This is a genomic window from Prosthecobacter sp. (assembly GCF_020439865.1).
Classification (GTDB): domain Bacteria; phylum Verrucomicrobiota; class Verrucomicrobiia; order Verrucomicrobiales; family Verrucomicrobiaceae; genus Prosthecobacter.
On sequence record NZ_JAGRPF010000110.1, the window covers coordinates 57,242 to 81,526 of the forward strand.

Sequence of the window (24,285 nt, forward strand, 5' to 3'; positions counted from 1 at the left end):
GGTTTCAGAGAGCAGATTCGGAATGGAGGCACGCGGGTTGCATGCCAGATCGAAGAATCAACAGCGTGCGTTCATCAGTTCGCGCAGCTCGGCGGTGACCGCCTCGGGTGAGGGATCATCCAGCGTGGCGGCAACTTGTTCCCGGATGAGCTGCTGGCATCTGGCGCGGATGCGCGAGATATCGCTTTTCAGCGTGCCTTCAGGACGGTCGAGTTTTGCGGACAGCTCCGCGATACGGAGATCTCCCTTTCCTGTGATGAATGGAGCGAGTGCGGCAAAGAGGTCGGCGAGACCGCGCTGTTCGTAATCGGTGCGGAGCTGGTTGATGGCGTTGGTGGCAATGGTCTCCATCCACTTACGCTGGAAGGCGACGATGGGCGTGGTGTCGTCCACCGGTTCGGTGAGGAGGGCCTGAGTCTCGCTCAGATCTGCCATGCGGGCCACCTGGCCGGCTCCGCGTTTTTGGGCCATGTAATGCCGGTGGTGGTCGATGAGGAATCCTTGCAGTTTGGTGATCAAGAAGGCCCGCAGCTTTATTTTGAGGCCGGACGCATCCTCGAAGGCATTCTTGGCGATCAGGTGCTCAAAGAAGGCCTGCTTCAAATCTTCCGCCTCCAGCGGCGGGAAGCCTTTGCGAAGGATGAAGGTCAGGATTGGCCGTTCGTATAGCTGGCAAAGTTCGTTCAGGGCTTGATCCGAACCGGGACGACCCTCCGCCACAGCCAGTTGAACCATACTCCACATCGTGGGTGGGAAGTTGCCAGTTACCGCAGGCTGAACTGAGGATGAATGCATCAAGTGCTTCTATAGCAACATATCTTAACCCGGGAACAGAAAAACATGCCGGGACTGGAAGGATGGCATTCATCATTCGATGCGGTGGCGCGCAGTTCCAATGGGGGCGCAAGCGGTGCGCAACCAGTGTTTGACCAGATCTCAATCATCCCCGTCCTCCCGCGAGATGCCGGCATATAGCTGCGGGAAGCGGCGTTCGAGGGATTTTGGTGTGATGTAGCCAATGAGCTGGGCTTCGTTCCAGTCGGCGAGACCCCAGAACTCGTGCGGAAAGGCCATTATGACGGCGGCACAGGTGGGAACCTTGGGAACGTTGGCCCGGGCGAGGATGTGCTCAGCGAAGTCATGCAGGCCGGGATTGTGACCGAAGAGCATGACGTGATGCCAGCTTTCTTCGAAGCCGCGCATGACGTCGAGGATGTGGTCGGACGGGGCAAGGTAGAGGCGAGACTCGAGCAGAAGTTTGTCCACGGGCAGGGCAAAGGTCTCACGCATGATCTGCGCGGTGCTCAGGGCGCGAAGTGCGGTACTGGTGACCAGACGATCCGGCAGCGGAAGCAGCGGAGGGCTGTCGTTGCCGCCGAAGTAGGTGCGATGCAGAAAAGTCGCGACGGCCGGAGCCGCACGTTTTCCCCGTTCATTGAGCGGTCGATCATGATCCGCGAGTCCAGGCTGACCCCAGCTGGATTTCGCGTGTCGCACGATCGTGAGATACTTCATGGTGGCTGAATCAGGCGGCGAGTTTTTCGAGTTTCACGGGATAGGTTTGAAACGCATTCCACTGGCAGACAATGAGGTCGCCGTTGTCCAGCACGCAGACATCATGCCCATGATCAAAAATGCGTTCGGCCTGCATCAGCGGTTTGAGTTTGCCGTCCTCATACACAGGCTCCGTGCCGCCCGGCGCGCTGACGACTTTGCCAGCGGCGTCGAGCACGACGGTGAAGCCGCTGGGGTTCTGCGGGAGCTTGTTGATGTCGGGTGTCTTCGACCAGCAGACACCGGCGTAGAGTTCCTGACCGGCGATGACGGGACGGCAGACCATGGCACCTGGCACTGGGATCGTTTCAATGAACTTGCCGTCGAGCGTGAAGCGCTGGAAGCAGTTGTCGGCGCGTGAGGTGACGATGACGGTGGCTTTGTCGGCGCCGTTGCGTGTGTCGATGGCGACACCGTGGGCGTTGTTGAGGCGTTGGGCGGCGGGCATGCCTTCTTTGCCGCCGAAGCGCTGGATAAATTTGCCGCGTGCGTCGTAGCGCAGCACGAACTGCGAACCGTAGCCGTCGGCGACGTAGATGTCGCCATTCGGCGCAATGGCGGTCTCGGTGGGATTGAAGACCATGTCGGGCTCGTAAGCGCCGACGCTCATGGGATGGCTGATGGAGAAGATCTCTTTGCCGGCGAGATCGATCTTCGTGATGCGTCCGGTTTGACGATAGCCGCCGCTGCCGCTCTTCCACAAGCCGCTGTCGGTGACGAAAAGGAACTCCTCACCATTTTCATTCGAGAGCGTCAAGCCGTGTCCGCCGGGCCACACGCTGCCCCAGGAGTCGAGGATGGTGCCGTCGGGCTTGAAGACGAGCATCTGGTTGTCCCAGTGGTCGCCGATCATGAAGAGGCGGCCGTCTTTGACCTGCACCATCTCATGGCAGTTGAGGATGGGATGATGACGGCCCTGTCCTGCGGGGACCCAGTCCTTGTTCACCTTGTAGCGAAAGGCACCATGTCCGATGACGACATCCTTTTTGGGGTCCGGCGCGCCGCGGAGCGTCTCGGTGAACGTGGCGGCCGCAGCAGTGCTGAGTCCGGCGAAGAGGAAATGGCGGCGAGTTTTCATGCAGAGAGAAACCTTCGATTCAAGCACGCCGGGGCGCGTGCTCAATGGCGTTTCATCATCGTGGCGACACGATGGACGACCTGGGTGAGCTCGCCGGCCTCATAGGGCTTGGGCAGGACGCCGACGAAGCCGCGCTCAAGGAAGACCATCTGCACCTCCTCCGTGACACTGCCACTAGTGCAGACGATGCGTGCATCCGGGTCAAACTGGAGAATCTCAGAGGCCGTTTCGGTGCCGTTCATGCCGCCACGGAGTGTCAGATCCATGAGTACGACATCAGGCGGTGTGCCGGTGCGGAAGAGGCTTTGATAGATGCGCACGGCGTCCTGTCCGTTGTCGCATTGAACGACTTCATAGCCGCTGCGTGTAAGGATCATGTGCGCCACTTTGCGCAGATCGTCCTCGTCATCGACGATGAGCACCTTGCCGCTGCCAGATTGGAGCGGAACGGGTGCCGTGTCCGCAGGCTTCAATAGTCGCGTGCCGCCGGAACCTTCCGCAGCTGGCAGATAGACACTGAACTCGGTGCCAATGTTCGGTGTGGAACTGACACGAATGTCGCCGCCCATCTCGTCGATGAAGCGTTTGCAGGTGGTGAGGCCGATGCCGTTGCCATCCGCCTTCGTGGTGAAGGACTCACGGAACAGGCGTTCGAGATTCTCTTTGGCGATGCCGCAGCCGCGATCGCGCACGACGATGCGCACATGCGGGCCGGGTTTGAGAACGCCTTCGCCCTGGGCGCTCACCAGATGGTTTTGAGCCTGTACATCCATGTATCCACCGTGTGGCATGGCCTGGATACCGTTCATGACGAGGTTTTGCAGCACCTGGCTGAGTTTGACCGGGTTGGCGATCGCATGACGCAGGTTGTCATCGCTGCTGACGCAAACCTGCACGTTGGACCCCGCACCGGCGAACTCGACCGTGTCACGTATCAAGGCAGCGATGTCAGTAGGTTCCTGCTTGCGTGGCGAGGCCTTCGACGCCGTGACGACCTGCGAGGTGAACTGCTTGGCTCTCTTCAATCCGGCGAATACGAGCTGCAGCTCCTGCGCCAGCGCCGGATGCTCCTGCACCTGCTGGATCAATGCCGACAAGCGCATCGTGACGGGACCAAGGAGGTTGTTCACGTCATGCGCGATGCCTTGAGCGAGCGCGGCGAGGTTTTCTTTTCGGAGCTGAACGGACTGGGCGTCCAGATCATCTGCTGCAGGCTTGGGCTCTGACTTGGTGCTGCTGGCGGCGACCTGGGAAGGGCTGATGAGAATGGTGAAGTTCAGCAGCTTGCGCAGGCTGTTGAAAACCGCCCGCACGCGCCATTTGCTGAGCACTGGCGTCTGTGTGCGCAGGCTTTGCAGATGGCATTCGCATTCATGGCAGCCGCCGTTTTCGACGGCCAGTCGCAGGCTTTCTCTCAGCGTAGTGGCGTCGCTGTCACCTGCCACGAGATCATTCAGGCCTAGGCCGCGCAGGCCGGCCTCAGGGTCGGCACCGGCCATCATGGCGGCGGCGGCGTTGCTGAACAGCACCTTGTGGCCGCTCCTAGGATCGCTGGCTGTGCTTTCCACGATCACCACGCCATCGTTGACCTGGTCCAGCGCCACCCTGAGGTAATAGTTGGCCACTTTGAGGTGCTCCAGCCCCTGCTCCAGCTCAGCGATTGCTGCTGGAGTTGCGGAAGAAGTGGAGGGAGAGGAAGTCATGAATTATCCGCGTGCTTCCAACCCATTTAGCAATCTCAGATAATTAAGACAACTTTAATTTTTGATATTTTGAGTTTTTCTGACTCCCACATTTGAGACCGAGCGTTTGGAGTGGCTCGATTGGTTCTTTGGAACTCGGTGAAAAACACCTTGCCGAAAGGCGCTTCTCCTTTACCATCGCCGCCCCTATGTCCAAAAATGCCGGTATCGCCAAGACGAGGAAAGCTTACGCCAAGCGGTTCAAAATAACTGCCACGGGTAAGGTGCTGCGCCGTAAACAAGGCAAGCGCCACATCCTGCAGAACAAGAATCGCAAGCGGAAGCGTAACCTCGGTAAAGTCGCCCTCGTGGCGGAAGTGGATGTCAAAGCAATCAAGGCGAACATGCCGTTCTCCCATCGCTAAGACGACCACGGTCTCTCATAAGTGACCACGATGATTTTGCCTGATCCCCTCCGCGGGATCTTCGAACAGGTGAGGCAGACCATCGCTACCCAAACAACAGCCTGATCATAGACAAAGAAAAATGCCAAGAGCCACCAACTCCCCCGCCAGCCGCAAGCGCCGTAAGCGCGTGCTGGCAAAAGCCAAAGGTTACCGCGGCTTCCGTTCCACGCACTTCCGTTATGCGAAGGACGCTGTCCGCAAGGCCGAAACCTACGCAACCCGCGACCGCAAGGCCAAGAAGCGCAGCTTCCGCAACCTTTGGGTGCAGCGCATCAACGCCGCCACACGCCCCCTCGGTTTGAGCTATTCCCGATTCATGGAAGGCCTCAAGTTTGCCGGCATCGAACTCGACCGCAAAGTCCTCGCCGACCTCGCCGTCAAAGACATCGCCGCCATTGAGGCTCTCGTTCAGCAGGCCAAGGCCGCGCTGGAGAAGAAGGCCGCTGCAGCTCCCGCTGCCTGATCGCAGGTTCTAATTTAACCTTTCACCGCAGCCGGGACGCATTGCGTCCCGGCTGTTTTCTTTTCCGACCCATTCTCCTGTCTCGCCATGCTCTCCCAACTCGACTCACTCAAAACCGAAGCCCTCGCCGCGATCGAAGCTGCGCAGGATGAATCCGCGCTCGAAGCCGTGCGTGTGAACTTTCTGGGCAAAAAAGGCAGCGTCACCGCCCTGAGCCAGGGGATGAAGGACGTGCCAGTCGATCAAAAGAAGGAAGTTGGCGCCAAGCTCAACGATGTGCGCACCGCCGTCACCGATGGCATCGAGTCAAAGAAACTCGCGCTCCAAGCCGCGAAGGACGCTAAAGCCGTCGAAGGCATTGATGTCACGCTGCCGGGTCGTCCGGGCGCTGGTGTGGGGGCGTTGCATCCGCTCACTCAGATTCGTGATCTCGCTATCCGCACGCTGCGCCGCATGGGCTTCGCGCTGGCGGAAGGTCCGGAAATCGAAACGGAATGGCATTGCTTCGACGCATTGAACACGCCCGCCGATCATCCGGCCCGCAATGAGAAGGACACCTTCTATCTGCCTGACGGCCGCCTGCTGCGCACACATACGTCCAGCGTGCAGATTCGCACGATGGAAGCCGCGAAGTCACTGCCTGTTCGCATCATCGCTCCGGGTGCTGCCTATCGTCGTGATGAGATCGACGCCACGCACCTGAGTGTCTTCAACCAGCTCGAAGGCCTCTATGTCGCCAATGACGTGAGCCTCGGTGACCTCAAAGGCACGCTCGAATACTTCTTCCGCGAGATTTTCGGTGCGAACACCGCCGTGCGCTTCCGCCCGCATTTCTTCCCGTTCACGGAGCCGAGCTTTGAGATCGACGTGAAACTCGAAGCGAAGGGCAAGGATGCGCGCTGGATCGAAATTGCCGGTTGCGGCATGGTCGACCCCGCCGTCTTCACCGCCATCAACAAAGCGCGTGGCGACACGCTCTTCGATCCTGACACCACCACCGGTTTTGCCTTCGGCCTCGGTCTCGACCGCCTCGCCATGATCATGCACGGCATCACCGACATCCGTCACCTCATCGACAACGATGTCCGTTTCCTTCAGCAGTTCGCCGCTTGATCCATTCTGACCATCTGAACGCGTAAACGTCATGCAAACCTCCCTTTCCTGGCTCAGCACCCATCTTGATCTGAGTTCCTACACCGTTCCGCAGCTCTCCGATCTTCTCACCTTCGCCGGTGTCGAAGTCGAAGGCATTGAGGAAAAAGGTGTCACCACCGACAAAGTCGTCGTCGCGCAGATTCAATCGTTTGTGCAGCATCCGGATGCCGACAAACTCAGCGTCTGCCAGGTCGATGACGGCAGCGGCACGCCGCGCCAGATCGTCTGCGGTGCGAAGAACTTCAAAGCAGGTGACAAGGTGCCGCTGGCATTGCCGGGTGCTGTGCTGACCGGCGGTTTCACGATCAGAGAAGGCAAGCTACGCGGTGTCGATTCGCTCGGCATGATGTGCAGCGGCAAAGAACTCGGCCTGGGCGAAGATCACAGCGGTCTCCTCATCATGTCGCCAGACTCACCCGTCGGGACGCCGTTCAACCAGCTCAATCCCGCCGACGTGCTCTTCGATCTCGAGATCACACCGAACCGTCCGGACCTTCTCAGCCATCTTGGGCTCGCACGCGAACTCGCCGCGCTCACCGGTCTTCCGCTCAAGAGCGAACGCGATCACGCGAAGACTGCCACGAAGCCCAAAAGAGCGGCTGAGGATCAAATCGCCATTCAGGCTGCTGAAGCCTGCCCGCTTTACACCGCACGCTTGATCAAAGGCGTCAAAGTCGGCCCCAGCCCTGACTGGCTGCGTCGTCGTCTCGAAAGCATCGGCCTGCGTCCGATCAATAGCATCGTGGACATCACAAACTTTGTGCTGATGGAGATGGGGCAACCGTTGCATGCCTTCGATCTCGACAAGCTCAACGGCGGCATCGGCGTGCGCATGGCGGCCGAAGGAGAAAAGTTCCTCGCGCTCGATGGTCAGACCTACGCGCTGCAAACCGACGACCTCGTCATCGCCGACAGCCAGCGCCCGGTCGCGATCGCAGGCGTCATGGGTGGTGAAGAAACCGGTGTCACCGACACCACGGTCAACGTGCTGCTCGAAAGCGCCTACTTCGCCCCCAGCGGCATCCGCCGCACCTCGCGTCGTCTTGGCCTCAGCAGCGACAGCAGCTACCGCTTCGAACGCGGCATCGATCCGCAGCAGGTTTCCGGTGCCTCCGAACTCGCCACCAAACTGATTCTCTCCATCGCTGGCGGCACCGCCGAAGACGTCATCCTCGCCGCTGGCGAAGCGCCGACGCTCGTCGGTGAAGTCACGCTCGATGAAGATCGTGCTCGCAAGCTGCTCGGCACGCCGGACATGCAAGGTGATGAGATCCATGCCATCCTCGAAAAGCTTGGCCTCACCAAGAAGTCCGCCAGCAAGCAAGAGAGCCGCTGGCTCATTCCCAGCTACAGGCTTGATCTCCAGCGCCCGGTTGATCTCATCGAGGAAGTCGCTCGTGTCATCGGCCTTGATCGCGTGCCGTCGCGCCAGACCGCTGTCGCATCACCCGTGGAGGCCGCCGACCGCGCTTATGACTTCGCGATGAACCTGCGTCAATCGCTGGCCAGCCGCGGCTTCTTCGAAGCGCAAACACTGCGCCTCATCTCCACCGCGCAACTCGCCGACAATCCCAACACCGCCGAACCTGTCGCCGTCAAAAATCCGCTCAGCGAAGACCACACCACGCTGCGTCCGAGCATCGTTCCCGGCCTCATCGCGACGGCCGCGCTGAACATCCGCCAGGGATTGCACCGCCTGCGTTTCTTCGAACTCGGCCGCGTGTTCCTTCAATTGCCGAAAGGCGGCAGCCGCGAGGAAGAACGTCTCGCCATCCTGCTCAGCGGACCCGTTTCGCCATCGAGTTGGCATGCACGCGAGCCGCAGGCTGCGGACATTCACGAACTCGTCGGTCAGATTCAAAACCTGACGCGCACGCCGTTTGAAGTGCGCCCTGCGAAGGAAAACACCGCGAACTTCCTTCTCACCAGCGAGCTTCGTGCCGGCAATCGCGTGCTCGGCTGGATTGCCCAGCTCCATCCTGCGCGTGCCCGTGACATCGACGCTCGTCATCCCGTTTACGTTGCCGAACTGCTCCTCAGCGCCCTGCGCCAGGGCAGCACCGGTCCCACCAAGTTCGAGGAACTCCCGCGCTTCCCCGGCATGACGCGCGACGTCGCCATGGAAGTCCCCGCCGACCTCCCTCACGCCAAAGTTGCCACCTTCTTCGCGAGCCAGAAGCACCCGCTCTTCGTCGGTGCCGAGGTCTTCGATGTCTTCACCGATCCCACCGGCACCAAGATGGCGAAGGACCGCAAATCCATCGCCTGGACCCTCACTTATCGCGCCAGCGACAAGACTCTCGAAACCGCTGAGGTCGATGCCGCGCATACGAGCATCCTGAGCGCGCTGGAAAAGACGTTGCCCGCAGTGGTGCGTCGCTGATCAGACGGCTTCGCTGATCACCTTTGCCACGCGGTCCATCTCGGCTTCCGAGTTGTAGAAGTGCGGGCTGAAGCGCAGCAGCGGCTGCCCTGCGCGGTTGTGGCGCAGGGAGGTGACGATGTTGTTGGCCGTGAGATGCTTCGAGATGTCTTCGAGCGAACGTGTGGCGTGCCGCACGGTCGTGATGCCGGAGGCGTTGATGCTTTTTGGATCGGGACCGAGGAAGGTGAAGCCCTGCGGAGCCAGACCGGCATGCAGGCGGGCTTTGAGCTTCAAAAGCTGGGCGCTGATGGCTTCGAGGCCGACTTCTTGAATCAAGTCGATCCCTGCTTTCATGCCAAGGATGCCGGAGATGTTCAGCGCGCCGGGTTCGTAGCGACGCCCTCCGCGTTCGAAGGCGATTTCCTCCTGCGCGATGAAGTTCGGGCTGCGCACGTTCCAGGAGCCGAGCAGGCTGGGCCTTAGCATGTCCTGCAGTTCTTCACGCACATAAAAAATGCCCGCGCTCATCGGGCCGAGCATCCACTTGTGCGAGTCGGCGGAGAGGAAGTCGACGTGATCGACGCGGGTTTCGAATGCGCCGACGGTTTGAATCGCATCGAGACAGAACAACACGCCGCGTTCACGCAGCATGCGGCCGATGCGATCGATCTCGATGCGGTAGCCGCTCTGGAAGTGGCAGGAGGCGAGGGCGACGAGCTTGGTTTTCGGCGTGAGTGCCGCCTCGACGAGTTCAGGGGTGATTTCGCCGAGAGAAGCCGGTTGGAGTCGTTTCAAGACGACACCGTGGCGTTCCAGATCGCTCCACGGATACACATTGGCAGGGTAGTCATCGAGATAGCTCACGACTTCGTCGCCCGCCTGCCATGGCAGGCCATTCGCGACCAGGCTCAATCCGACCGACGTCGGGCCGATCAAGGCGATCTCGCTCGCTTTCGCGCCGATGAGTTGTGCAGCGACGACACGCGTTTCATTCACCGCACGCCATGCTTCGGGATACTCCTGCATGCGCAGGCAGCTTTGCTCCAGATAGTCCTGCATCGTGCGCGCCACACGGCGCGGCAGGATGGTCACGCCGGCGTGACCGAGAAACAGGCTTTCCTTGATGACCGGAAACTCCTGCTGACGCAAGGATTCGTCGCTGAGCAGGGCTTCAAGCGTGAGCGCCATATCACGCGACCTTCAGCGTCTTTGCACCTTCGTCGATTAGGTGCCAAAAGCTCTTGGACTGGCTCAGTGCGTCATCCTCACCGCCGCCTGGCAGATTGCTGCGGAAGAGGAAGTCCTGCAGTGTGTTTTTGTGAAGCACGCGATGCACACGCACGTTGCCGTCGGCGATGCTGAAATAGATCCGGTGGTCGCCGGCGCGGCAGCGGTAGAACTTTTTGCCACCGCGTTCGAGCACTCCGTAGCGTTTGCCGAGGATGTCCTCGTCGATGTCGGCGGGCTGGATGTTCAGCGCTTCAAGCAGGTGAAATTGGACCTGGGTTGGTAGCTGGGAGAGCTCGGCGGCGCTGATGTCATTGAAAACAATCTGGATCACGGGGCGGGGGCGTGTTGGAGGATTAGAATCTCTTGATCACGTGCTTCTTGCGGATGCTGTCCATCCACTTGTCGATGTTGGCCTTGGACTTTTCCTGGTTGATCATCTTCTCGATCTCAGGGCGCATCTTTTCGAGATCAGGTGCCGTGCCGAGTTTTTTGGCGTCACAGGCGACGATGATGTAGTTGTTTTCCAGATCGAGCACCTGGCTGACGCCTCCGGTCTTGAGTTCCATGGCGGTATTGGCGATGGCGGGCATCATGTCGGTCTTGGCCATGAAGTCCCAGGAACCGCCGGTGTCCGCGTGACTGTCCTGAGAGTAGGCTCTGGCGGTGGCGCCGAAATCAGCTCCGTTGACCACTTTCGTGCGCAGATCCTGGGCGAGCTTCTTCTGTTTTTCGGGGGTGGAGCCGGGTTCGCCTGAGAACTTGGGAATGGTGATGGTGGAGATTTTGATCTGATCCCCCTCGCGCCATTTGTCCACATGCTGGTCGTAGTATTCCTGAACTTCGCGCGGAGTCGCGGGGGGATGTTCGCCTGAATTGCGCGCGCGCATCACGTTCATGATGACCATCTTTTCGCGCATCTCGCGGAACTTTTTGACCGACATTCCGGTCTTGGCCAGCTCATCCACGAACGCATCTCGATTTCCCTTGAAGCTCTCACGGATGATGCCGTTGACGTCGTCATCAACGTACTGGGCTTTGATGACCCCGCCGATCTTTTTGAACTCGGCCAGCAGGAGTTCGCGGTCGATCAAGGATTCGACGGCGCCATCACGGAGGAGTTTCAGCTCCTTGTTGATGCGGTCCGGGTCGTTTTGATATTGATACCGGATGATCTGTTCCTGCGTCCTGATCGTTTCCTCGACTTCAGAAGAGGCGATGGGGTATCCGTCGACGACAGCGACGATCCGGTTGGTGTAGCTCTGGGCCGGGACAATCGTCCAAGGAGTGGCGGCGAAGAGGGCGATTAGACAGTTGCGCAGGGAAATCATGACAAATGGGTGCGTATCGTAAGGCGTGGGAACGGTGTGGCAAGGCGAAGTTCGGCCCCCGGATGGACCGGAGATGCAGCTTCGCCTTGCGCGCAGGCTGCTCCGGTTTCTACTCTGCGCCTCCCAATCGCGACCCTACCCAGCCATGAGCAAGAAAACCGCAGCCAAATCCGCCCCGAAGAAAGCCGCCAAATCCGCCGCAAAGGCCGGAGGCAGTTCGAAGTCTCTCCTCGTCGAAAATCGCGTGTTCAAACCCGCTGCGGAGTTTGCCAAAAAGGCGCGCATCAGCAGCATGGCGCAGTACAAGGCAATGCATGCGGAGTCGCTCAAGCATCCCGACAAGTTCTTCGGCCGCGAAGCCAAGGAGCTTCTATGGTCGAAGCCGTTCAAGAAGGTGCTCGACTGGAAATGCCCCAACGCGAAGTGGTTCACCGGCGGGAAGCTCAATGTAAGCGAAAACTGCCTCGACCGTCATCTTCACGATTCCCGCAAGACCAAGGCCGCGCTCATCTGGGAGGGGGAGCCTGGCGAGAAGCGCGTGCTGACCTACCAGCAGCTCCACCGTGAAGTCTGCCGCTTTGCCAACGTCCTCAAACGCCACAAGGTGAAGAAGGGCGACCGTGTCATCATCTACATGCCAATGATTCCAGAGGCGGCGATCGCCATGCTCGCCTGCACCCGCATCGGCGCCGTGCACAGCGTGATCTTTGGTGGTTTCAGTGCCGAATCCATCAAGGACCGTGTGCTGGACAGCGGCGCGTCCATCATCATCACCGCAGACGGCGGCTACCGTCGCGGCGCCGTGGTGCCGCTGAAGAAGAATGTGGACGATGCGCTCAAGGGCAAGGACACGCCGGTGAAGACCGTGGTCGTGTTTCGCCGCACCGGCCAGGATGTGCACATCGAGGAAGGTCGCGACGTCTGGTGGCACCGCGAGCTGGAATACGTCGATGCGCATTGCGCGGCCGTGGCGATGGATTCCGAATCCCCGCTGTTCATTCTCTACACCAGCGGCAGCACCGGCAAACCGAAGGGAATCCTGCATTCCACCGGCGGCTATCTGCTGCATGCGCAGATGACCAGCAAATACGTCTTCGACCTGCGTGATGACGATGTGTACTGGTGCACTGCCGACGTCGGCTGGGTCACCGGTCACACCTATATGGTCTATGGACCACTCGCCCTCGGGGCGACCTCGCTCATGTATGAAGGCGCGCCTAACTGGCCTGAGAACGACCGGTTCTGGCGGATCATCGAAGAGTACGCCGTGACCGTGTTTTACACCGCACCAACGGCGATTCGTGCCTTCATGAAGTGGGGCGACAACTGGCTCAAGAAGCACGACCTCAGCAGTCTGCGCCTGCTCGGCACCGTCGGTGAGCCGATCAATCCGGAAGCCTGGATGTGGTATCACAACAAGGTCGGCGGTGGCAGATGCCCGATCGTTGACACCTGGTGGCAGACTGAAACCGGCGGTCACATGATCACCCCACTTCCTGGGGCGGTTCCCACCAAGCCCGGTACCGCCACGCTGCCGTTCTTCGGGGTTGATGTCGGCATTGTCGATGATCTGGGCAAGGAAGTCGGAGCCAACGAACAGGGCAAACTTGTCATCAAGAAACCCTGGCCTTCCATGCTGCGCGGCATCTGGGGGGACAAGAAGCGCTATCAGGAAACCTACTGGAGCGAGTTCAAAGGCTGGTACTTCGCAGGTGACGGAGCTCGTCGCGACAAGGACGGTTACATCTGGATCATCGGACGCATCGACGACGTGCTCAATGTCGCCGGACATCGACTTGGCACTGCTGAGGTCGAAAGCGCCCTCGTATCGCATCCGACCGTCGCCGAGGCTGCCGTTGTTGGCCGTCCGGATGAGATGAAGGGCCAGGGCGTCGTCTGCTTTGTCACGGTAAAGGAAGGTGTCAAAACTAGCCACGAACTTGCGTCCGAATTGAAGAAGCACGTGCGCAATGTCATCGGCCCGGTCGCCACGCCGGACGAGGTTCGCTTCGCCGCCGCGCTTCCGAAGACGCGTTCCGGCAAGATCATGCGCCGCCTTCTGAAGCAGATCGCCGCCGGCGAACTTATCAAAGGCGACACCACGACACTCGAGGACATCAACGTCATCGCCCAGCTTGCGGCGAGCGGCGAAGACTGATCTTCTCGGACAGAATCTTTCCATCATGGGCGATGGCTGAACGTTTTAGTTCGCCATCGTCCGCTTTATTTTGATCAATGCAGACGTTCTCGTCTGCACACACCTCTCCCACCATGATCCGCCCTCTTGTTGTCTCCCTCATCCTCGCTGTGAATTTTCTGTCTGCCGCCGACTGGCCGACGTTTCGTGGCGCAGACCGCACGGATATGTCCACTGAGACGGGCCTGCTCAAGACCTGGCCTGCTGACGGTCCGAAGCGTGTCTGGCTCAATGAAAACGCCGGTGTGGGCTATTCGGGTTTTGCTGTCGTGGAAGGGACGCTTTACACGATGGGTGCCCGGGATGCGGTGGAGTATGTGATTGCGATCGACGCGGCTACTGGGAGAGAAAAGTGGTCCGCTGAAGCGGGAGCATTGCTCACCAATGGTTTTGGAGACGGTCCGCGCTCGACGCCGACAGTCGAGGGCGGCAAAGTGTATGCTCTGAGCGGGAAGGGGGCGCTGGTCTGCCTCGATGCTGCCGAAGGCAAGGAAGTCTGGCGCGTGAGCATGACCGAGCAGCTGGGAGGCAAGGTGCCCGGATGGGGCTATTGCGAGAGTCCTCTCATCAGCGGCGAGAATGTCATTGTCACCCCCGGCGGTGCACAGGGTACGGTGGCTGCGTTCAACAAGAGCACCGGCGAGAAGGCCTGGCAGTCCGAAGGCTGGACTGACGGTGCGCAGTATGCCTCCGCCATTGTTGCCGAGTTCAACGGCGAGCGGCAGATCATCCAGCTCACGATGCAGAGCGTCGCCGGGGTGAATGCCGCGAACGGTGACCTGCTGTGGAAGACCGAGTTTCCCGGCAAGACCGCCGTCATTCCCACGCCCATCTTCAGCCAGGGGCAGGTCTTCGTCGCCGCTGGCTACGGCGTCGGCTGCAAGTCCGTCAAGATCGGACCCGGCAACACGGTGGAGGAGGTTTACTCGAACACCGACATGGTGAACCATCACGGTGGCGTCATTCTGCACGAAGGGAATCTCTACGGCTACTCGGACAAGGGCGGCTGGACCTGCATGGATTTCAAATCGGGTGCGGTGAAGTGGCAGGAGAAGAAGGCCCTCGGCAAGGGTGCCATCCACTACGCCGATGGCATGTTCTACTGCCTTGAAGAAAAGACGGGCACGGTGGCCCTCATCGAGGCCTCGTCCGAAGGATGGAAGGAAAAATCCCGCTTCACGCTCAGTCCACAGACGACACAACGGAGCCCCAAAGGCATGATCTGGACCCATCCCGTTGTCAGCGGCGGCAAACTCTTTCTGCGCGATCAGGAGTTGCTGTTCTGCTTCGATGTGATCGGGAAGTAAACCGGGAACAGACCTCCCCAAACCTTTCATCTCCCGCATGAGGCGCTCACTTTGGATGCTCCTGATCGTGGGAGGCCTTGTGTGTTGTTCCAAGTCATCGCGGTCTGTGGCTTCCGCCAGTGGCCTGCCTGAATGGGTCGAGGGGGAGAGCGAGCCGCTGAATCTAAAAAGCCCCGGGTCGCCTGCCTATCTTAAGGTCAATCAATCGGCCGCGATCATCCGACCAAAACCCTTGACCAAAGCAGCCGACCTGGAGCAGCTGAACCCTGGTCTGTCGAATGCATGGCCGAAGCTTTCGGAACTGCTGCATTCGGCCGTGGTGTCGCCGAAGTTCAAAGCTTTCTACGATGCAAAAATCAGCGCCGTCGCGGAAGGCGAGAGCATGAGCACAAAGCATTACTTTGACTGCGCCACCGTGCTGCATCTCACGGACGCCGCGACTGGCCGCTGCGCGGTTCTGTTCCAATCGGACATGGATGTGGATACGGACGGCACCGACCCGGTCCGGCTGCCGCGTCTTGAAGATTACGATGACGCGCGCATTTCGCGGAGCTTCCAGCCTGTTTTGGCTTATTCATGGGCAATGCGTGGTGCAGACAAGGCGGAGAACCCGTTCATTCGATACTATTCGGACACGCTCACACGTCTGCGTTTCTTTGAGCAGGAGATCGCAAAGGAGGCAGCGAACGATCACGGCTACATCTGGCAGGGGGCGGAAAAGTACTTTGGAGACCAGATCAACAGTCTCGACAAAAAGGCGAAGTACTATGATCAGGACCTGCGCGAACGTCGCTCGCTGGTGGGCAGTCTTGATCCGTTCATCGTGGTGCCGCAGACATGGCCCGACCGCTTGAAACTTCCATTCAGCGTGCAGGTGGGAGATCTGGTTGCTGTGATCTACAGCGGGAACGTTTATCCCTGCCTCATCGGTGACACTGGAGGCGATACAAAGGCTGGCGAGGCGTCTCAGCGTCTGGCCATAGCGATCAATCCGAAGGCTTCCGGCCGAAACAGCGCGGTGGAGACTGTCGGGGTGACCTATGTGATTTTCCCCAAAACCCGTCTTGCCATGGGCCCGCCTGATCTGTCAGTCTTGCACTCAGAGGTTGCCCGTTTGCTTGGAGAGATGGGTGGCCTTGGCGCAGGGGTGGCTCTTCACTCCTGGCAGTAAACGTAACTCACAGACCTGAACGACCATGAGTGATGACGCATCAAAACCATCTGCTGAGAAACCTGCGGCCAAGCCTGCGGCGACTCCTCCTCCATCACCTGCGGCAAAGCTCATGGCTGATCTCAAAGGCAGGTTCAAGCCGGAAGGTTTCAGTGCCACGTTCAGCTCGGTGGCGCTCGTCGCAGTGCCGCTGGTCATCTTCCTGCTGCATGCACTTTTTAACGGCGGCGTTGTCGAGCGCCGTCAGAAAGGCGATGTCCGTGTGCCGAAGGGAACCGAGGCTGCGCCGCAGGTCGTGTTCGCCGCGCGTCTTGGAGCCTGTTCGGACAGGGGAAATTACGAGGACGGAGGCCGTGGTGTTTTTGTGCCGCCGATGCTTACCGTATGGGTCCGCAATTTCGACGGCTGGCTTATGGATCGTGCCGAAGGCAACGAGGCTCTGCTCAAGGACTCGGGTTTTACCGCGGCGACCTACCGCAACTATCTCGCGATCAAGTCACGTACGGGCAGCGTGCAGTCGTGGAGCGAGGAACTGGGCTTTCGCAGCTGGCTGACAAAACTCGCGGAAGATCCGGTGGCTCAAAAGGTCGAGGGAGTACCGGATTCTGCAACGGTGGCTCAAATAATCAGAAATTCCGGTGGCGGCCCTGGACGGAACGACATGCCCGTCAGGGTGGATGCGGTCGCTCAGCGAATGCAGGAGGGGCTTCTCTCGGCCGTGAAAAAGCTGCCTTCATTGCTGGATGGTTTTAAGATCAGTCAGACTGTTGACCACACGCCGGAAACCTTTGCGGCTTTTTTAACCGAACGCGGAATGACGTGGCCGCAAAAGCTCAAGGACGACAAGCTGAAGTTTCACAACTGGCTGGAGACAAGCCGGCTGAATCTCTGCCTGACCATCGGCGGACGTGAATTCGCCAGCATGAAGCCGGATGCAAATGGCGTGAGCAGCATCAGGATGGGTGTGCTGGAGGGGCAGACATCGGACGACACCATTCAGAAGCTGCTTTTCCGCCATGTTGCGCCGGTGGACACCGAGATGGAAAAGTGGCGTGATCTCGTGGCCACCTACGGAGTGGACAGCAAGGCCTCCGTCTCCGTCGGCCTGCGCGTGATCGACGGCAAAGGTGATGCCATGACCTTCAAGATGGCCTCATTGGTCAACAGCGGGCCGGCTGAATACGCCTTGGAGCTTCCACTGCGGCCGGTGCTCATGCGTTCGATCGCCTGGGCGGCGCTGGCGGGCGTTCTTTGGTTCATTGTGCTTGTTTCCATCTATACAGGCACGTTGCGGTCCACCGTGCCTGCTGGAAATACGGAGATCGAAAACTGGACGCAGAGTCCTTGGAGCGCCTCGCGCGTGGTTTTTGCCTGGTGGCTGGCCATCTGCACCGGCTGCTATCTCTTTCTTTGGGCCATGAAAGCGCAGATGGACGTGCTTTCCGGATCCGCCCCGCTTCTGCTGGGCATCAACGGCGGCACGCTGTTGGCGTCGTCGTTCGTCGGTTCTGGCAAGCCGATGGTGAGGAGCCGCAGTTTCCTGGAGGACATCGTTTCGGAGGGCGGAGACGCCGAAATCTCAAGACTCCAGATGCTGGTTTGGAACGGATTGCTCGGGGTGGTGTTCGTCTGGCAAAGCGTGTCAGACTGGCAGATGCCCACGTTTGACTCGTACCTGACCACTCTGCTGGGCATCAGCTCGACCGCTTACGTCGGCTACAAGGTTACGTCCAAGTGAACCGTATTCCGAAGCAACCATACCATGAAAACCATGCTTTCCCTGCTCCTCGCTTTCTGTCCGCTGCTCTCCTTTGCCGACAACTGGCCGATGTGGCGCGGGGCGAATGGAGATGGCACCTCCTCAGAATCAAACCTCCCGGAAAAGTGGAGCCAGACGGAGAATGTGGTGTGGAAGGTGGCGCTGCCAGATCGCGGGAACTCGACGCCGGTGGTGTGGGGGGACAAGGTTTTCGTGACGCAGGCGATCGAGAAGGAGGGCAAGCGCCTGCTGCTGTGTTTTGACAAGAAGACCGGGAAGCAGCTTTGGGACGCGGGCACGATCTACAAGGAGCCAGAGTTGACGCATGCGACGAACCCATACTGCTCGGCCTCGCCAGCGACTGATGGGGAGCGGGTGGTGGTGTTCTTTGCGTCTGCGGGAGTCTTCTGCTACGACATGAACGGGAAGGAGTTGTGGAGGCGCACGGACCTGGGCAAGCAGCATCACATTTGGGGCAATGGCACGTCGCCAGTGCTGGCTGGTGATCGCGTGTTTCTGAACTTCGGCCCGGGTGAGAATACGGTGATGTATTGCTTCGATAAAAAGACCGGCAAAACACTCTGGCAGCACAAGGAATCCGGCGGTGCGAGCGGTGAGGCAGGCAACAAGAGCTGGCTCGGTTCATGGAGCGATCCGTTGCTGCGCAAATCGGGCTCCCGCTATGAACTGCTGATGTCGTATCCCGGACGCGCCTGTGCCTTTGATCCGATGAGCGGCAAGGAACTGTGGACCTGCGGCGGACTGACCCCGCTGGTGTACAACTCCCCTCTTTTCGCGGACGACATTGGAATCTTCATGTGCGGCTACGGTGGCGCGGCAATGGCGGTGAAACTGGGGGGGAGCGGTGACGTCACCGAAAAGAACCGCGTCTGGCATCTGCCGCGCGTCCAGCAGCGGATCGGCAGCGGAGTGATTCACGAAGGCCATCATTACATCCTGACCGATGGAGGCGTGGTCGAGTGTCGGAACGTGAAAACGGGTGAACTGGTCTATCAGGAGCGCCTGAAGGGGCCCGGTCCCACGGGACAGAACTGGTCCTCTCTCGTGCTCAGCGCCGACGGCAAGTGCTACGCCGCAAATCAGGGCGGCGACTGTTTTGTCTTCAAAGCGAGCCCGCAGTTCGAGTCTCTGTCCACCAACTCGCTCGGTGAAAAGGTCATCGGTTCCATTGCCGTGAGCGACGGTCATCTGTTCATCCGCGGCCACAGGAACCTTTGGTGCATTGGTGGAAAGTGAGATTAGGGGGATTTTGGGCTGCCTCGGCCCTCCTGCATTTCCCTTTGACCCTGCCGGGGCGAGACGCTAACAGACGCCTCTCCTGCCCCGCCTATGGCCTCTGATCGTCAGCACACCCTCGCCAAAACCGTCTCCATGAAGGGGACCTCGCTGCACACCGGCGAGCAGGTCACTCTCACCCTCCAACCGGCACCGGAAAACTTCGGTTTTAAATTCCGCCGGGTGGACTTGGAGGACAAGCCCTTCATCCCGGCGCTCGTCGAGAAAGTACAGAAAGTCGAGCGCGCCACGACCATCGCCGAAGGCGGCGTTAATGTGCACACCGTCGAGCACGTCATCTCCGCGCTCGCAGGCATGGGCGTGGACAATGCCATCATTGAGATGGACGCCAACGAACCGCCGATTGCTGACGGGAGCTCAATGCCGTTTGTCGAATTGATCAAGTCCGCAGGGTTGCAGGAGCAGGGCGAGGCCCGGAAGTTCTTCGAAGTGCGCGAGCCTATCTATCAGGAGACTCGCGACGGCACCATCCTCACCATCGTTCCTGATAAGAAGTTCCGCATCTCCTGCACGAACGTCGGCCCGGGAGGTCGCTTCACACAGTATTTCAGCACGGAGATCAATCCTGAAACCTACGAGAAGGAAATCGCCGCTGCGCGCACCTTCGTCTATTACGAAGACATCGCTCCGCTGATGGAGAAGGGCCTCATCAAAGGCGGTACGCTGGAGGCTGCGGTGGTGATTCGCGGGGATACGCTGCTCTCGAAGCAGCCGCTGCGCTTTGCTGACGAGTTCGTCCGCCACAAGATTCTCGACATCGTGGGCGATCTGATGCTTTCCGGCAAACGCATCCTCGGCCACGTCATCGCCGTGCGACCCGGTCACGGGCCGAACACCGAACTCGCCCGTGCAATTGTGCAGCAGTACAACCAGATGCGCAGCATGGTGCCGGCACCGGTGAACATTCCTGGCGGTGAGGCGGTGCTCGACATCAACGAGGTAATGAACATCCTCCCGCACCGCTATCCTTTCCTTCTGGTGGACCGCATCATCGGCTTCGAAGGCGAGACCAAGTGCACGGGCATCAAGAACGTCACCATCAACGAGCCCTTCTTTCAAGGACACTTCCCGGGTCATCCCATCATGCCTGGCGTGCTGCAGCTCGAAGCCATGGCGCAGGTCGCGAGCATCGTGCTCCTCCGCATGCCAGGAAATCAGGGCAAGATCGGCTACTTCATGAGCGCCAATAACGTCAAGTGGCGCCGCCCCGTGCTTCCTGGAGACACACTCACAATCGAGACCGAAATCCTCAAGACCAAGCGCAGCATCGCCAGCGGCATCGGCCGCTGCAGTGTCAACGGCCAGGTCGTCTCCGAAGCCGAGCTAATGTTCAGCGTGGTGGATCGCTAAAACTGACTGCTCACGCATGCCTTCCTCGATTCATCCGACTGCCATCATCGATCCGACCGCCAAAATCGGAGCGGACGTCCACATCGGACCCTACTGCATCATCGGAGCGGATGTTGAAATCGGAGACGGCTGCTGGCTCCAGCATCACGTGACGATCATGGGACCTTCCAAGATCGGGAAGAACAACAAATTCTTTGCCTACGGCTCCATCGGTCAGCAGACACAGGATTTGAAATACAAGGCCGAGCCGACGTGGCTCGAAGTGGGTGACAACAACACCTTCCGCGAGTTCTGCTCCGTGCATCGCGCCACCTCGCCGAATGACAAGACGATCATCGGCAGCCACAACAACTTCCTCAGCTACGTGCACATCGCGCACGACTGCATCGTGGGGAATCACGTCATCTTTTCCAACAACGGCACACTGGCCGGTCATGTCGTGGTGGAAGATCACGTCATCATCGGCGGGCTCACCGCCGTGCATCAGTTCTGCCGTATCGGCACGCGTTCCATCACCGGCGGCTGTGCCAAGGTGGTGCAGGACATTCCACCCTACTGCACGGCTGATGGCAATCCTGCCCGTGCACGTGGTTTGAACATCGTCGGCTTGCAGCGTGCAGGTTTTACCCGCGAGCAGATCCGCTCGCTGCGGGACGCGTTTCGCAAAGTCTATCGCAGCGGATTGAACAACGCCCAGGCGGTGGAGGAACTGCGTGCCGGCGAGCTCACGCCAGAGGCGGCCGCCTTCACCGACTTCGTCGCCACCACCAAGCGCGGCATCATTCCTGGCGGCAAGGCGGTGGACGAAGAAGATTGACGAGGTCGTCTCGATCAAGATTGCTTCATCGCTTTCGTGCCGGGGCCGATCCGTGCTAAAGTGATGAACTTGTTTTCTTGATGCAAATCCTACTAGCCACCGAGCCCGGAGTGGACGGCGTGTTTCGGCACGTCGAGGCCCTCGCGTCCTTCCTGCTGAAGCGTGGCCATCGGGTGCACTTGGCGTTTTCCGATGTGCGTGGTTCGGACAGGCTTACACAACTCGTCGAAGACATTTCGGCCGCAGGTGGTCAGACGGTCAATCTTGCGGTCAGTAATGCGCCTGGTCCGGGTGACCTCGCGGCGTTGTTGAAGTTGCGCAAGCTGGTGCGGGAGGCGAAGCCGGACGTGATCCATGCCCACAGCTCCAAGGCGGGGGCGCTTGCACGCGCGTTGATATGGCTGGGAGTTCGGCAGCCGGTCTTTTACACGCCGCATGCCTATTACGGTTTGTCCGGCAAGGGAGGGATGAAGTCGCTTCTGTTTAATTTCATCGAGACCCTGCTGGGCCGCACGGGCATCACCATCAATCTTTCAGCCGGTGAGCGGGCTTTTGCTCACGGTGTCTTGAAAATCCCCGAGCGGCGGCTGCGGCTCATCCCCAATCCGGTGGACTGTGAGCGCTTCCGTCCGGCGGATCCGCAAACGCGGCAACACATCCGCGCCGAACTGGGAGTTCCCGACGATGCCCTGTTGCTCGGCTCGGTGGGCAGGCTCGCGTTTCAGAAGGATCCGCTGACGCTGTATCGCGCCTTCGCTCAGGCATGCCAGAACCGGCCGGAACTCCGGCTCTATCATCTGGGAGATGGTGAACTCACGGCTGAATGTACGGCTCTTGCTGATCAACTCGGTATCGCGTCGCGCATCATTCGCAAAACCTATCTGTCCGAGCCCTTGTCCTTCTATCAGGCGCTGGATGGCATGATTCTGACCTCACGTTACGAGGGGTTGTCCTTTGCGGTGCTTGAGGCTCTGGCATGCGACCTGCCGGTGATTCTGAGTCAGGTGCCGGGAAACAACGACTTCACGGAGATGGGCCTGTCCCATTGCTGGTCCGCACCCAAGGAAGACGTGAGTGCGTTCGCAGAGGTGATCGGGAACTGGGCAGGCGATCGCGAAAATGCGCGTGCATCCAATCATCGGCAGATCGCGGAATCCCGGTTCAGTCAGGAGGCCTGCTTCGGTGCGTTGGTGCGTGAATACGAGCAGCAACTCACCACACGCTGACGTTTGAGCGGGGCGATTGAGTACCACGCAGCTTGATCTCATGAAAACAGGCGCTTAGCGTACCTCTTTCATGCCTCCGCCCGGACAGATTTTCGGTCTGCTCTGCCTGCTTTTCCTGGTTCGCCTGGAAGCGAACGGGCAGGAGGTGCCATGGGAGCCGGCGGTGCGTTCGGAGTCGGCCGACTGGTTCCAAACCGTGAAGGAGCAGGCCGCGGCGGTGAAGCAGTCGCAGGCAAAAATCATCTTCATCGGCGATTCGCTCACCGAAAGCTGGGACGAGGAGATTTGGAAGACTCGTGTCGCACCTGCCCAGGCGCTCAACTTGGGCGTCGGTGGAGAAGGCCCTCAGCATGTCCTCTGGCGCATCGATCACGGCATTCTTGACGGTCCGGCACCCGAAAGCGTCGTGCTCATGATCGGCATCAACAACTTCTGGCGCGAGTTCACGGCTGCTGACACGGCGCGTGGCATCGAAACAATCGTTGCACGCATTCATGATCGGCATCCGACCTCGCGCATCGTGCTGCTTGGCCTGCTGCCGGTTTATGAAGCGGCTTCACCGATCCGTCCTTGGATCGGAGAAATCAATGAGCGGCTCAAACGGCTCGACGGCCGGGACAAGGTGGAGTTCTTCGATCTTTCCTCAGGCTTTCTCGAAGCGAACGGCGATCAGCGTCGTCAGCTCTATGTCGAGGACAAGGTGCATCTTTCCAAGACGGGATATGTCGTGCTGACCCATGCGCTCGCTCCCATTCTCAAACTGCCCGCCGCCACTCCATGAACAAGATCAATCCCTCGCTGCGAATCTCGGAACTGGACGCCCTGCGTGGCATTGCAGCCATGGCGGTGATCTTCTTCCATTTCACCAGCAGCATCGCGAAGAACTGGTCTTTTCACCTCTACGACCCGCCGTTTCAGTTCTGGTATGGAGACAAGGGGGTGGACCTGTTTTTCATGATCAGCGGCTTCGTGATCTTCATGACGCTGGATCGCGCCAGGTCCGCCGCCAGCTTTGCGGTGGGACGCTTTTCGCGACTGTTTCCCACCTTCTGGGCCTGCGCGCTCATCACCCTGCTGGTCACGGCGAACTTCGGCCTGCCCGGTCAGGAGGTGAGTCTGCGTGATGCTCTTTGGAACATCACCATGATGCCGCGCTTCGTCCGTGCGCAGATGATCGACGGCGCCTACTGGTCGCTCGAGTTCGAACTGCTTTTCTACATGGCCATGCTCGTTCTGCATCAGCTTGGAGCCTTTCGGAAGCGGACGATTCCGGTGCTGCTGCTCTGGCTGGCCGCGGCCGCCGTTGCCTATGGCATCCTCACGCATGGGAATCCTGAGTCGTTGCTGTATAGGCTCACGGGCAAGATCAAGGCGGTCACCAGTCTCGATTACATTCACCTCTTCGGTGTTGGCATGGTTTTGTATGATGCCCATCGCGGGCGTTCGTGGCGCGCCGGTCACACGCTGGTGCTGCTGGCCTGCGCGGCCATGGCGTGGTGGAAAGCCATCATCCCGATGCATTTCGCGCTCACGCTCGCCTTTGGCCTGCTGCTGCATCTGGCCACCACGGGGCGCCTTCCATGGCTCAATGCGAAGCCGCTCGTGTTTCTTGGGGCCATCTCTTATCCGCTCTACCTCATCCATCAAAACATCGGCCTGGTTGTGATCAATGCGCTGGGAGCGGTCACGAACTCCTCCTGGCTGCGCTTTGGCATCGCGGTCGCGGTGTCGATTCTGCTCGCGTGGATGATCTCCATTTTCATCGAGCGTCCCTCGATGCGCTGGATTCGCGACAAGATGCGCCGCTTCACCTGAGACG

21 protein-coding genes are annotated in these 24,285 nt (G+C 59.6%); 14 read left to right on the forward strand and 7 right to left on the reverse strand.

Going from position 1 to position 24,285, the window contains the following annotated elements:
• Nucleotides 1–57: 57 nt before the first annotated feature.
• The 4 genes from KDL09_RS12615 to KDL09_RS12630 form a co-directional block, all read right to left on the reverse strand.
• Complete coding sequence (locus KDL09_RS12615) at nucleotides 58–795, reverse strand: hypothetical protein (RefSeq protein WP_294385480.1); 738 nt, start codon at nucleotides 793–795, stop codon at nucleotides 58–60.
• A gap of 141 nt (nucleotides 796–936) precedes the next feature.
• Nucleotides 937–1,515 (reverse strand): histidine phosphatase family protein, encoded by a 579-nt coding sequence (locus KDL09_RS12620; protein WP_294385482.1) that lies wholly within the window; start codon nucleotides 1,513–1,515, stop codon nucleotides 937–939.
• Nucleotides 1,516–1,525: 10 nt separating this feature from the next.
• Nucleotides 1,526–2,632 carry a hypothetical protein gene (locus KDL09_RS12625; RefSeq protein ID WP_294385486.1) on the reverse strand — a complete coding sequence of 369 codons (1,107 nt, stop codon included), beginning with the start codon at nucleotides 2,630–2,632 and terminating at the stop codon, nucleotides 1,526–1,528.
• A gap of 41 nt (nucleotides 2,633–2,673) precedes the next feature.
• Entirely contained in the window at nucleotides 2,674–4,335 is a 1,662-nt protein-coding gene (locus KDL09_RS12630; RefSeq protein ID WP_294385488.1) for an ATP-binding protein, read from the reverse strand.
• A gap of 188 nt (nucleotides 4,336–4,523) precedes the next feature.
• On the opposite strand from KDL09_RS12630, the gene rpmI reads away from it, so the two are divergent.
• The 4 genes from rpmI to pheT all read left to right on the forward strand — a co-directional run bounded on the left by rpmI (nucleotide 4,524) and on the right by pheT (nucleotide 8,782).
• On the forward strand, nucleotides 4,524–4,739 hold the full coding sequence (rpmI, locus tag KDL09_RS12635) for a 50S ribosomal protein L35 (RefSeq protein WP_294385490.1): 216 nt from the start codon (nucleotides 4,524–4,526) through the stop codon (nucleotides 4,737–4,739).
• A gap of 121 nt (nucleotides 4,740–4,860) precedes the next feature.
• Complete coding sequence (rplT, locus tag KDL09_RS12640; protein WP_294385492.1) at nucleotides 4,861–5,244, forward strand: 50S ribosomal protein L20; 384 nt, start codon at nucleotides 4,861–4,863, stop codon at nucleotides 5,242–5,244.
• An 87-nt stretch (nucleotides 5,245–5,331) separates the two neighbouring features.
• On the forward strand, nucleotides 5,332–6,357 hold the full coding sequence (gene pheS, locus KDL09_RS12645) for a phenylalanine--tRNA ligase subunit alpha (protein WP_294385493.1): 1,026 nt from the start codon (nucleotides 5,332–5,334) through the stop codon (nucleotides 6,355–6,357).
• 31 nt (nucleotides 6,358–6,388) lie between these two features.
• A complete protein-coding gene (gene pheT, locus KDL09_RS12650) occupies nucleotides 6,389–8,782 on the forward strand; it encodes a phenylalanine--tRNA ligase subunit beta (protein ID WP_294385495.1) in 2,394 nt (797 codons plus the stop codon).
• Here the strand turns inward: pheT and KDL09_RS12655 are convergent, their stop codons facing one another.
• The 3 genes from KDL09_RS12655 to KDL09_RS12665 are packed head-to-tail and all read right to left on the reverse strand — an operon-like array spanning nucleotide 8,783 to nucleotide 11,322.
• Nucleotides 8,783–9,952 carry an aminotransferase class V-fold PLP-dependent enzyme gene (locus KDL09_RS12655; protein WP_294385498.1) on the reverse strand — a complete coding sequence of 390 codons (1,170 nt, stop codon included), beginning with the start codon at nucleotides 9,950–9,952 and terminating at the stop codon, nucleotides 8,783–8,785.
• 1 nt (nucleotide 9,953) lies between these two features.
• Entirely contained in the window at nucleotides 9,954–10,325 is a 372-nt protein-coding gene (locus tag KDL09_RS12660) for a hypothetical protein (RefSeq protein ID WP_294385500.1), read from the reverse strand.
• 22 nt (nucleotides 10,326–10,347) lie between these two features.
• Nucleotides 10,348–11,322, reverse strand: coding sequence for a peptidylprolyl isomerase (locus KDL09_RS12665; RefSeq protein WP_294385502.1), 975 nt, complete (start codon nucleotides 11,320–11,322; stop codon nucleotides 10,348–10,350).
• A gap of 145 nt (nucleotides 11,323–11,467) precedes the next feature.
• Between KDL09_RS12665 and acs the strand changes: the two genes are divergently transcribed.
• The 10 genes from acs (at nucleotide 11,468) to KDL09_RS12715 (ending at nucleotide 24,281) form a co-directional block, all read left to right on the forward strand.
• Nucleotides 11,468–13,480, forward strand: coding sequence for an acetate--CoA ligase (gene acs / locus KDL09_RS12670; protein ID WP_294385504.1), 2,013 nt, complete (start codon nucleotides 11,468–11,470; stop codon nucleotides 13,478–13,480).
• A 113-nt stretch (nucleotides 13,481–13,593) separates the two neighbouring features.
• Complete coding sequence (locus tag KDL09_RS12675) at nucleotides 13,594–14,826, forward strand: PQQ-binding-like beta-propeller repeat protein (protein ID WP_294385506.1); 1,233 nt, start codon at nucleotides 13,594–13,596, stop codon at nucleotides 14,824–14,826.
• A gap of 232 nt (nucleotides 14,827–15,058) precedes the next feature.
• Entirely contained in the window at nucleotides 15,059–15,997 is a 939-nt protein-coding gene (locus KDL09_RS12680) for a glycoside hydrolase family 75 protein (protein ID WP_294385507.1), read from the forward strand.
• 25 nt (nucleotides 15,998–16,022) lie between these two features.
• A complete protein-coding gene (locus tag KDL09_RS12685; RefSeq protein WP_294385511.1) occupies nucleotides 16,023–17,735 on the forward strand; it encodes a hypothetical protein in 1,713 nt (570 codons plus the stop codon).
• Nucleotides 17,736–17,768: 33 nt separating this feature from the next.
• Nucleotides 17,769–19,013, forward strand: a complete 1,245-nt coding sequence (locus KDL09_RS12690) for a PQQ-binding-like beta-propeller repeat protein (RefSeq protein WP_294385515.1) — start codon at nucleotides 17,769–17,771, stop codon at nucleotides 19,011–19,013.
• A gap of 93 nt (nucleotides 19,014–19,106) precedes the next feature.
• Nucleotides 19,107–20,423 (forward strand): bifunctional UDP-3-O-[3-hydroxymyristoyl] N-acetylglucosamine deacetylase/3-hydroxyacyl-ACP dehydratase, encoded by a 1,317-nt coding sequence (locus KDL09_RS12695; protein ID WP_294385518.1) that lies wholly within the window; start codon nucleotides 19,107–19,109, stop codon nucleotides 20,421–20,423.
• Between the two features lie 16 nt (nucleotides 20,424–20,439).
• Nucleotides 20,440–21,240 (forward strand): acyl-ACP--UDP-N-acetylglucosamine O-acyltransferase, encoded by an 801-nt coding sequence (gene lpxA / locus KDL09_RS12700; RefSeq protein ID WP_294385520.1) that lies wholly within the window; start codon nucleotides 20,440–20,442, stop codon nucleotides 21,238–21,240.
• 80 nt (nucleotides 21,241–21,320) lie between these two features.
• Nucleotides 21,321–22,466 carry a glycosyltransferase gene (locus KDL09_RS12705; RefSeq protein ID WP_294385522.1) on the forward strand — a complete coding sequence of 382 codons (1,146 nt, stop codon included), beginning with the start codon at nucleotides 21,321–21,323 and terminating at the stop codon, nucleotides 22,464–22,466.
• Between the two features lie 70 nt (nucleotides 22,467–22,536).
• On the forward strand, nucleotides 22,537–23,247 hold the full coding sequence (locus KDL09_RS12710; protein WP_294385525.1) for a GDSL-type esterase/lipase family protein: 711 nt from the start codon (nucleotides 22,537–22,539) through the stop codon (nucleotides 23,245–23,247).
• Entirely contained in the window at nucleotides 23,244–24,281 is a 1,038-nt protein-coding gene (locus tag KDL09_RS12715; RefSeq protein WP_294385526.1) for an acyltransferase, read from the forward strand. Before KDL09_RS12710 ends, KDL09_RS12715 begins: the two co-directional genes overlap by 4 nt.
• The last annotated feature ends 4 nt before the right edge of the window (nucleotides 24,282–24,285 follow it).

Bases quoted from the DNA above. Each gene is read 5' to 3' on its own strand.
- KDL09_RS12615 (WP_294385480.1), bottom strand. From the start codon at position 795: ATGCATTCATCCTCAGTTCAGCCTGCGGTAACTGGCAACTTCCCACCC.
- KDL09_RS12620 (WP_294385482.1), bottom strand. From the start codon at position 1,515: ATGAAGTATCTCACGATCGTGCGACACGCGAAATCCAGCTGGGGTCAG.
- KDL09_RS12625 (WP_294385486.1), bottom strand. From the start codon at position 2,632: ATGAAAACTCGCCGCCATTTCCTCTTCGCCGGACTCAGCACTGCTGCG.
- KDL09_RS12630 (WP_294385488.1), bottom strand. From the start codon at position 4,335: ATGACTTCCTCTCCCTCCACTTCTTCCGCAACTCCAGCAGCAATCGCT.
- rpmI (WP_294385490.1), top strand. From the start codon at position 4,524: ATGTCCAAAAATGCCGGTATCGCCAAGACGAGGAAAGCTTACGCCAAG.
- rplT (WP_294385492.1), top strand. From the start codon at position 4,861: ATGCCAAGAGCCACCAACTCCCCCGCCAGCCGCAAGCGCCGTAAGCGC.
- pheS (WP_294385493.1), top strand. From the start codon at position 5,332: ATGCTCTCCCAACTCGACTCACTCAAAACCGAAGCCCTCGCCGCGATC.
- pheT (WP_294385495.1), top strand. From the start codon at position 6,389: ATGCAAACCTCCCTTTCCTGGCTCAGCACCCATCTTGATCTGAGTTCC.
- KDL09_RS12655 (WP_294385498.1), bottom strand. From the start codon at position 9,952: ATGGCGCTCACGCTTGAAGCCCTGCTCAGCGACGAATCCTTGCGTCAG.
- KDL09_RS12665 (WP_294385502.1), bottom strand. From the start codon at position 11,322: ATGATTTCCCTGCGCAACTGTCTAATCGCCCTCTTCGCCGCCACTCCT.
- acs (WP_294385504.1), top strand. From the start codon at position 11,468: ATGAGCAAGAAAACCGCAGCCAAATCCGCCCCGAAGAAAGCCGCCAAA.
- KDL09_RS12675 (WP_294385506.1), top strand. From the start codon at position 13,594: ATGATCCGCCCTCTTGTTGTCTCCCTCATCCTCGCTGTGAATTTTCTG.
- KDL09_RS12685 (WP_294385511.1), top strand. From the start codon at position 16,023: ATGAGTGATGACGCATCAAAACCATCTGCTGAGAAACCTGCGGCCAAG.
- KDL09_RS12690 (WP_294385515.1), top strand. From the start codon at position 17,769: ATGCTTTCCCTGCTCCTCGCTTTCTGTCCGCTGCTCTCCTTTGCCGAC.
- KDL09_RS12695 (WP_294385518.1), top strand. From the start codon at position 19,107: ATGGCCTCTGATCGTCAGCACACCCTCGCCAAAACCGTCTCCATGAAG.
- lpxA (WP_294385520.1), top strand. From the start codon at position 20,440: ATGCCTTCCTCGATTCATCCGACTGCCATCATCGATCCGACCGCCAAA.
- KDL09_RS12705 (WP_294385522.1), top strand. From the start codon at position 21,321: ATGCAAATCCTACTAGCCACCGAGCCCGGAGTGGACGGCGTGTTTCGG.
- KDL09_RS12710 (WP_294385525.1), top strand. From the start codon at position 22,537: ATGCCTCCGCCCGGACAGATTTTCGGTCTGCTCTGCCTGCTTTTCCTG.
- KDL09_RS12715 (WP_294385526.1), top strand. From the start codon at position 23,244: ATGAACAAGATCAATCCCTCGCTGCGAATCTCGGAACTGGACGCCCTG.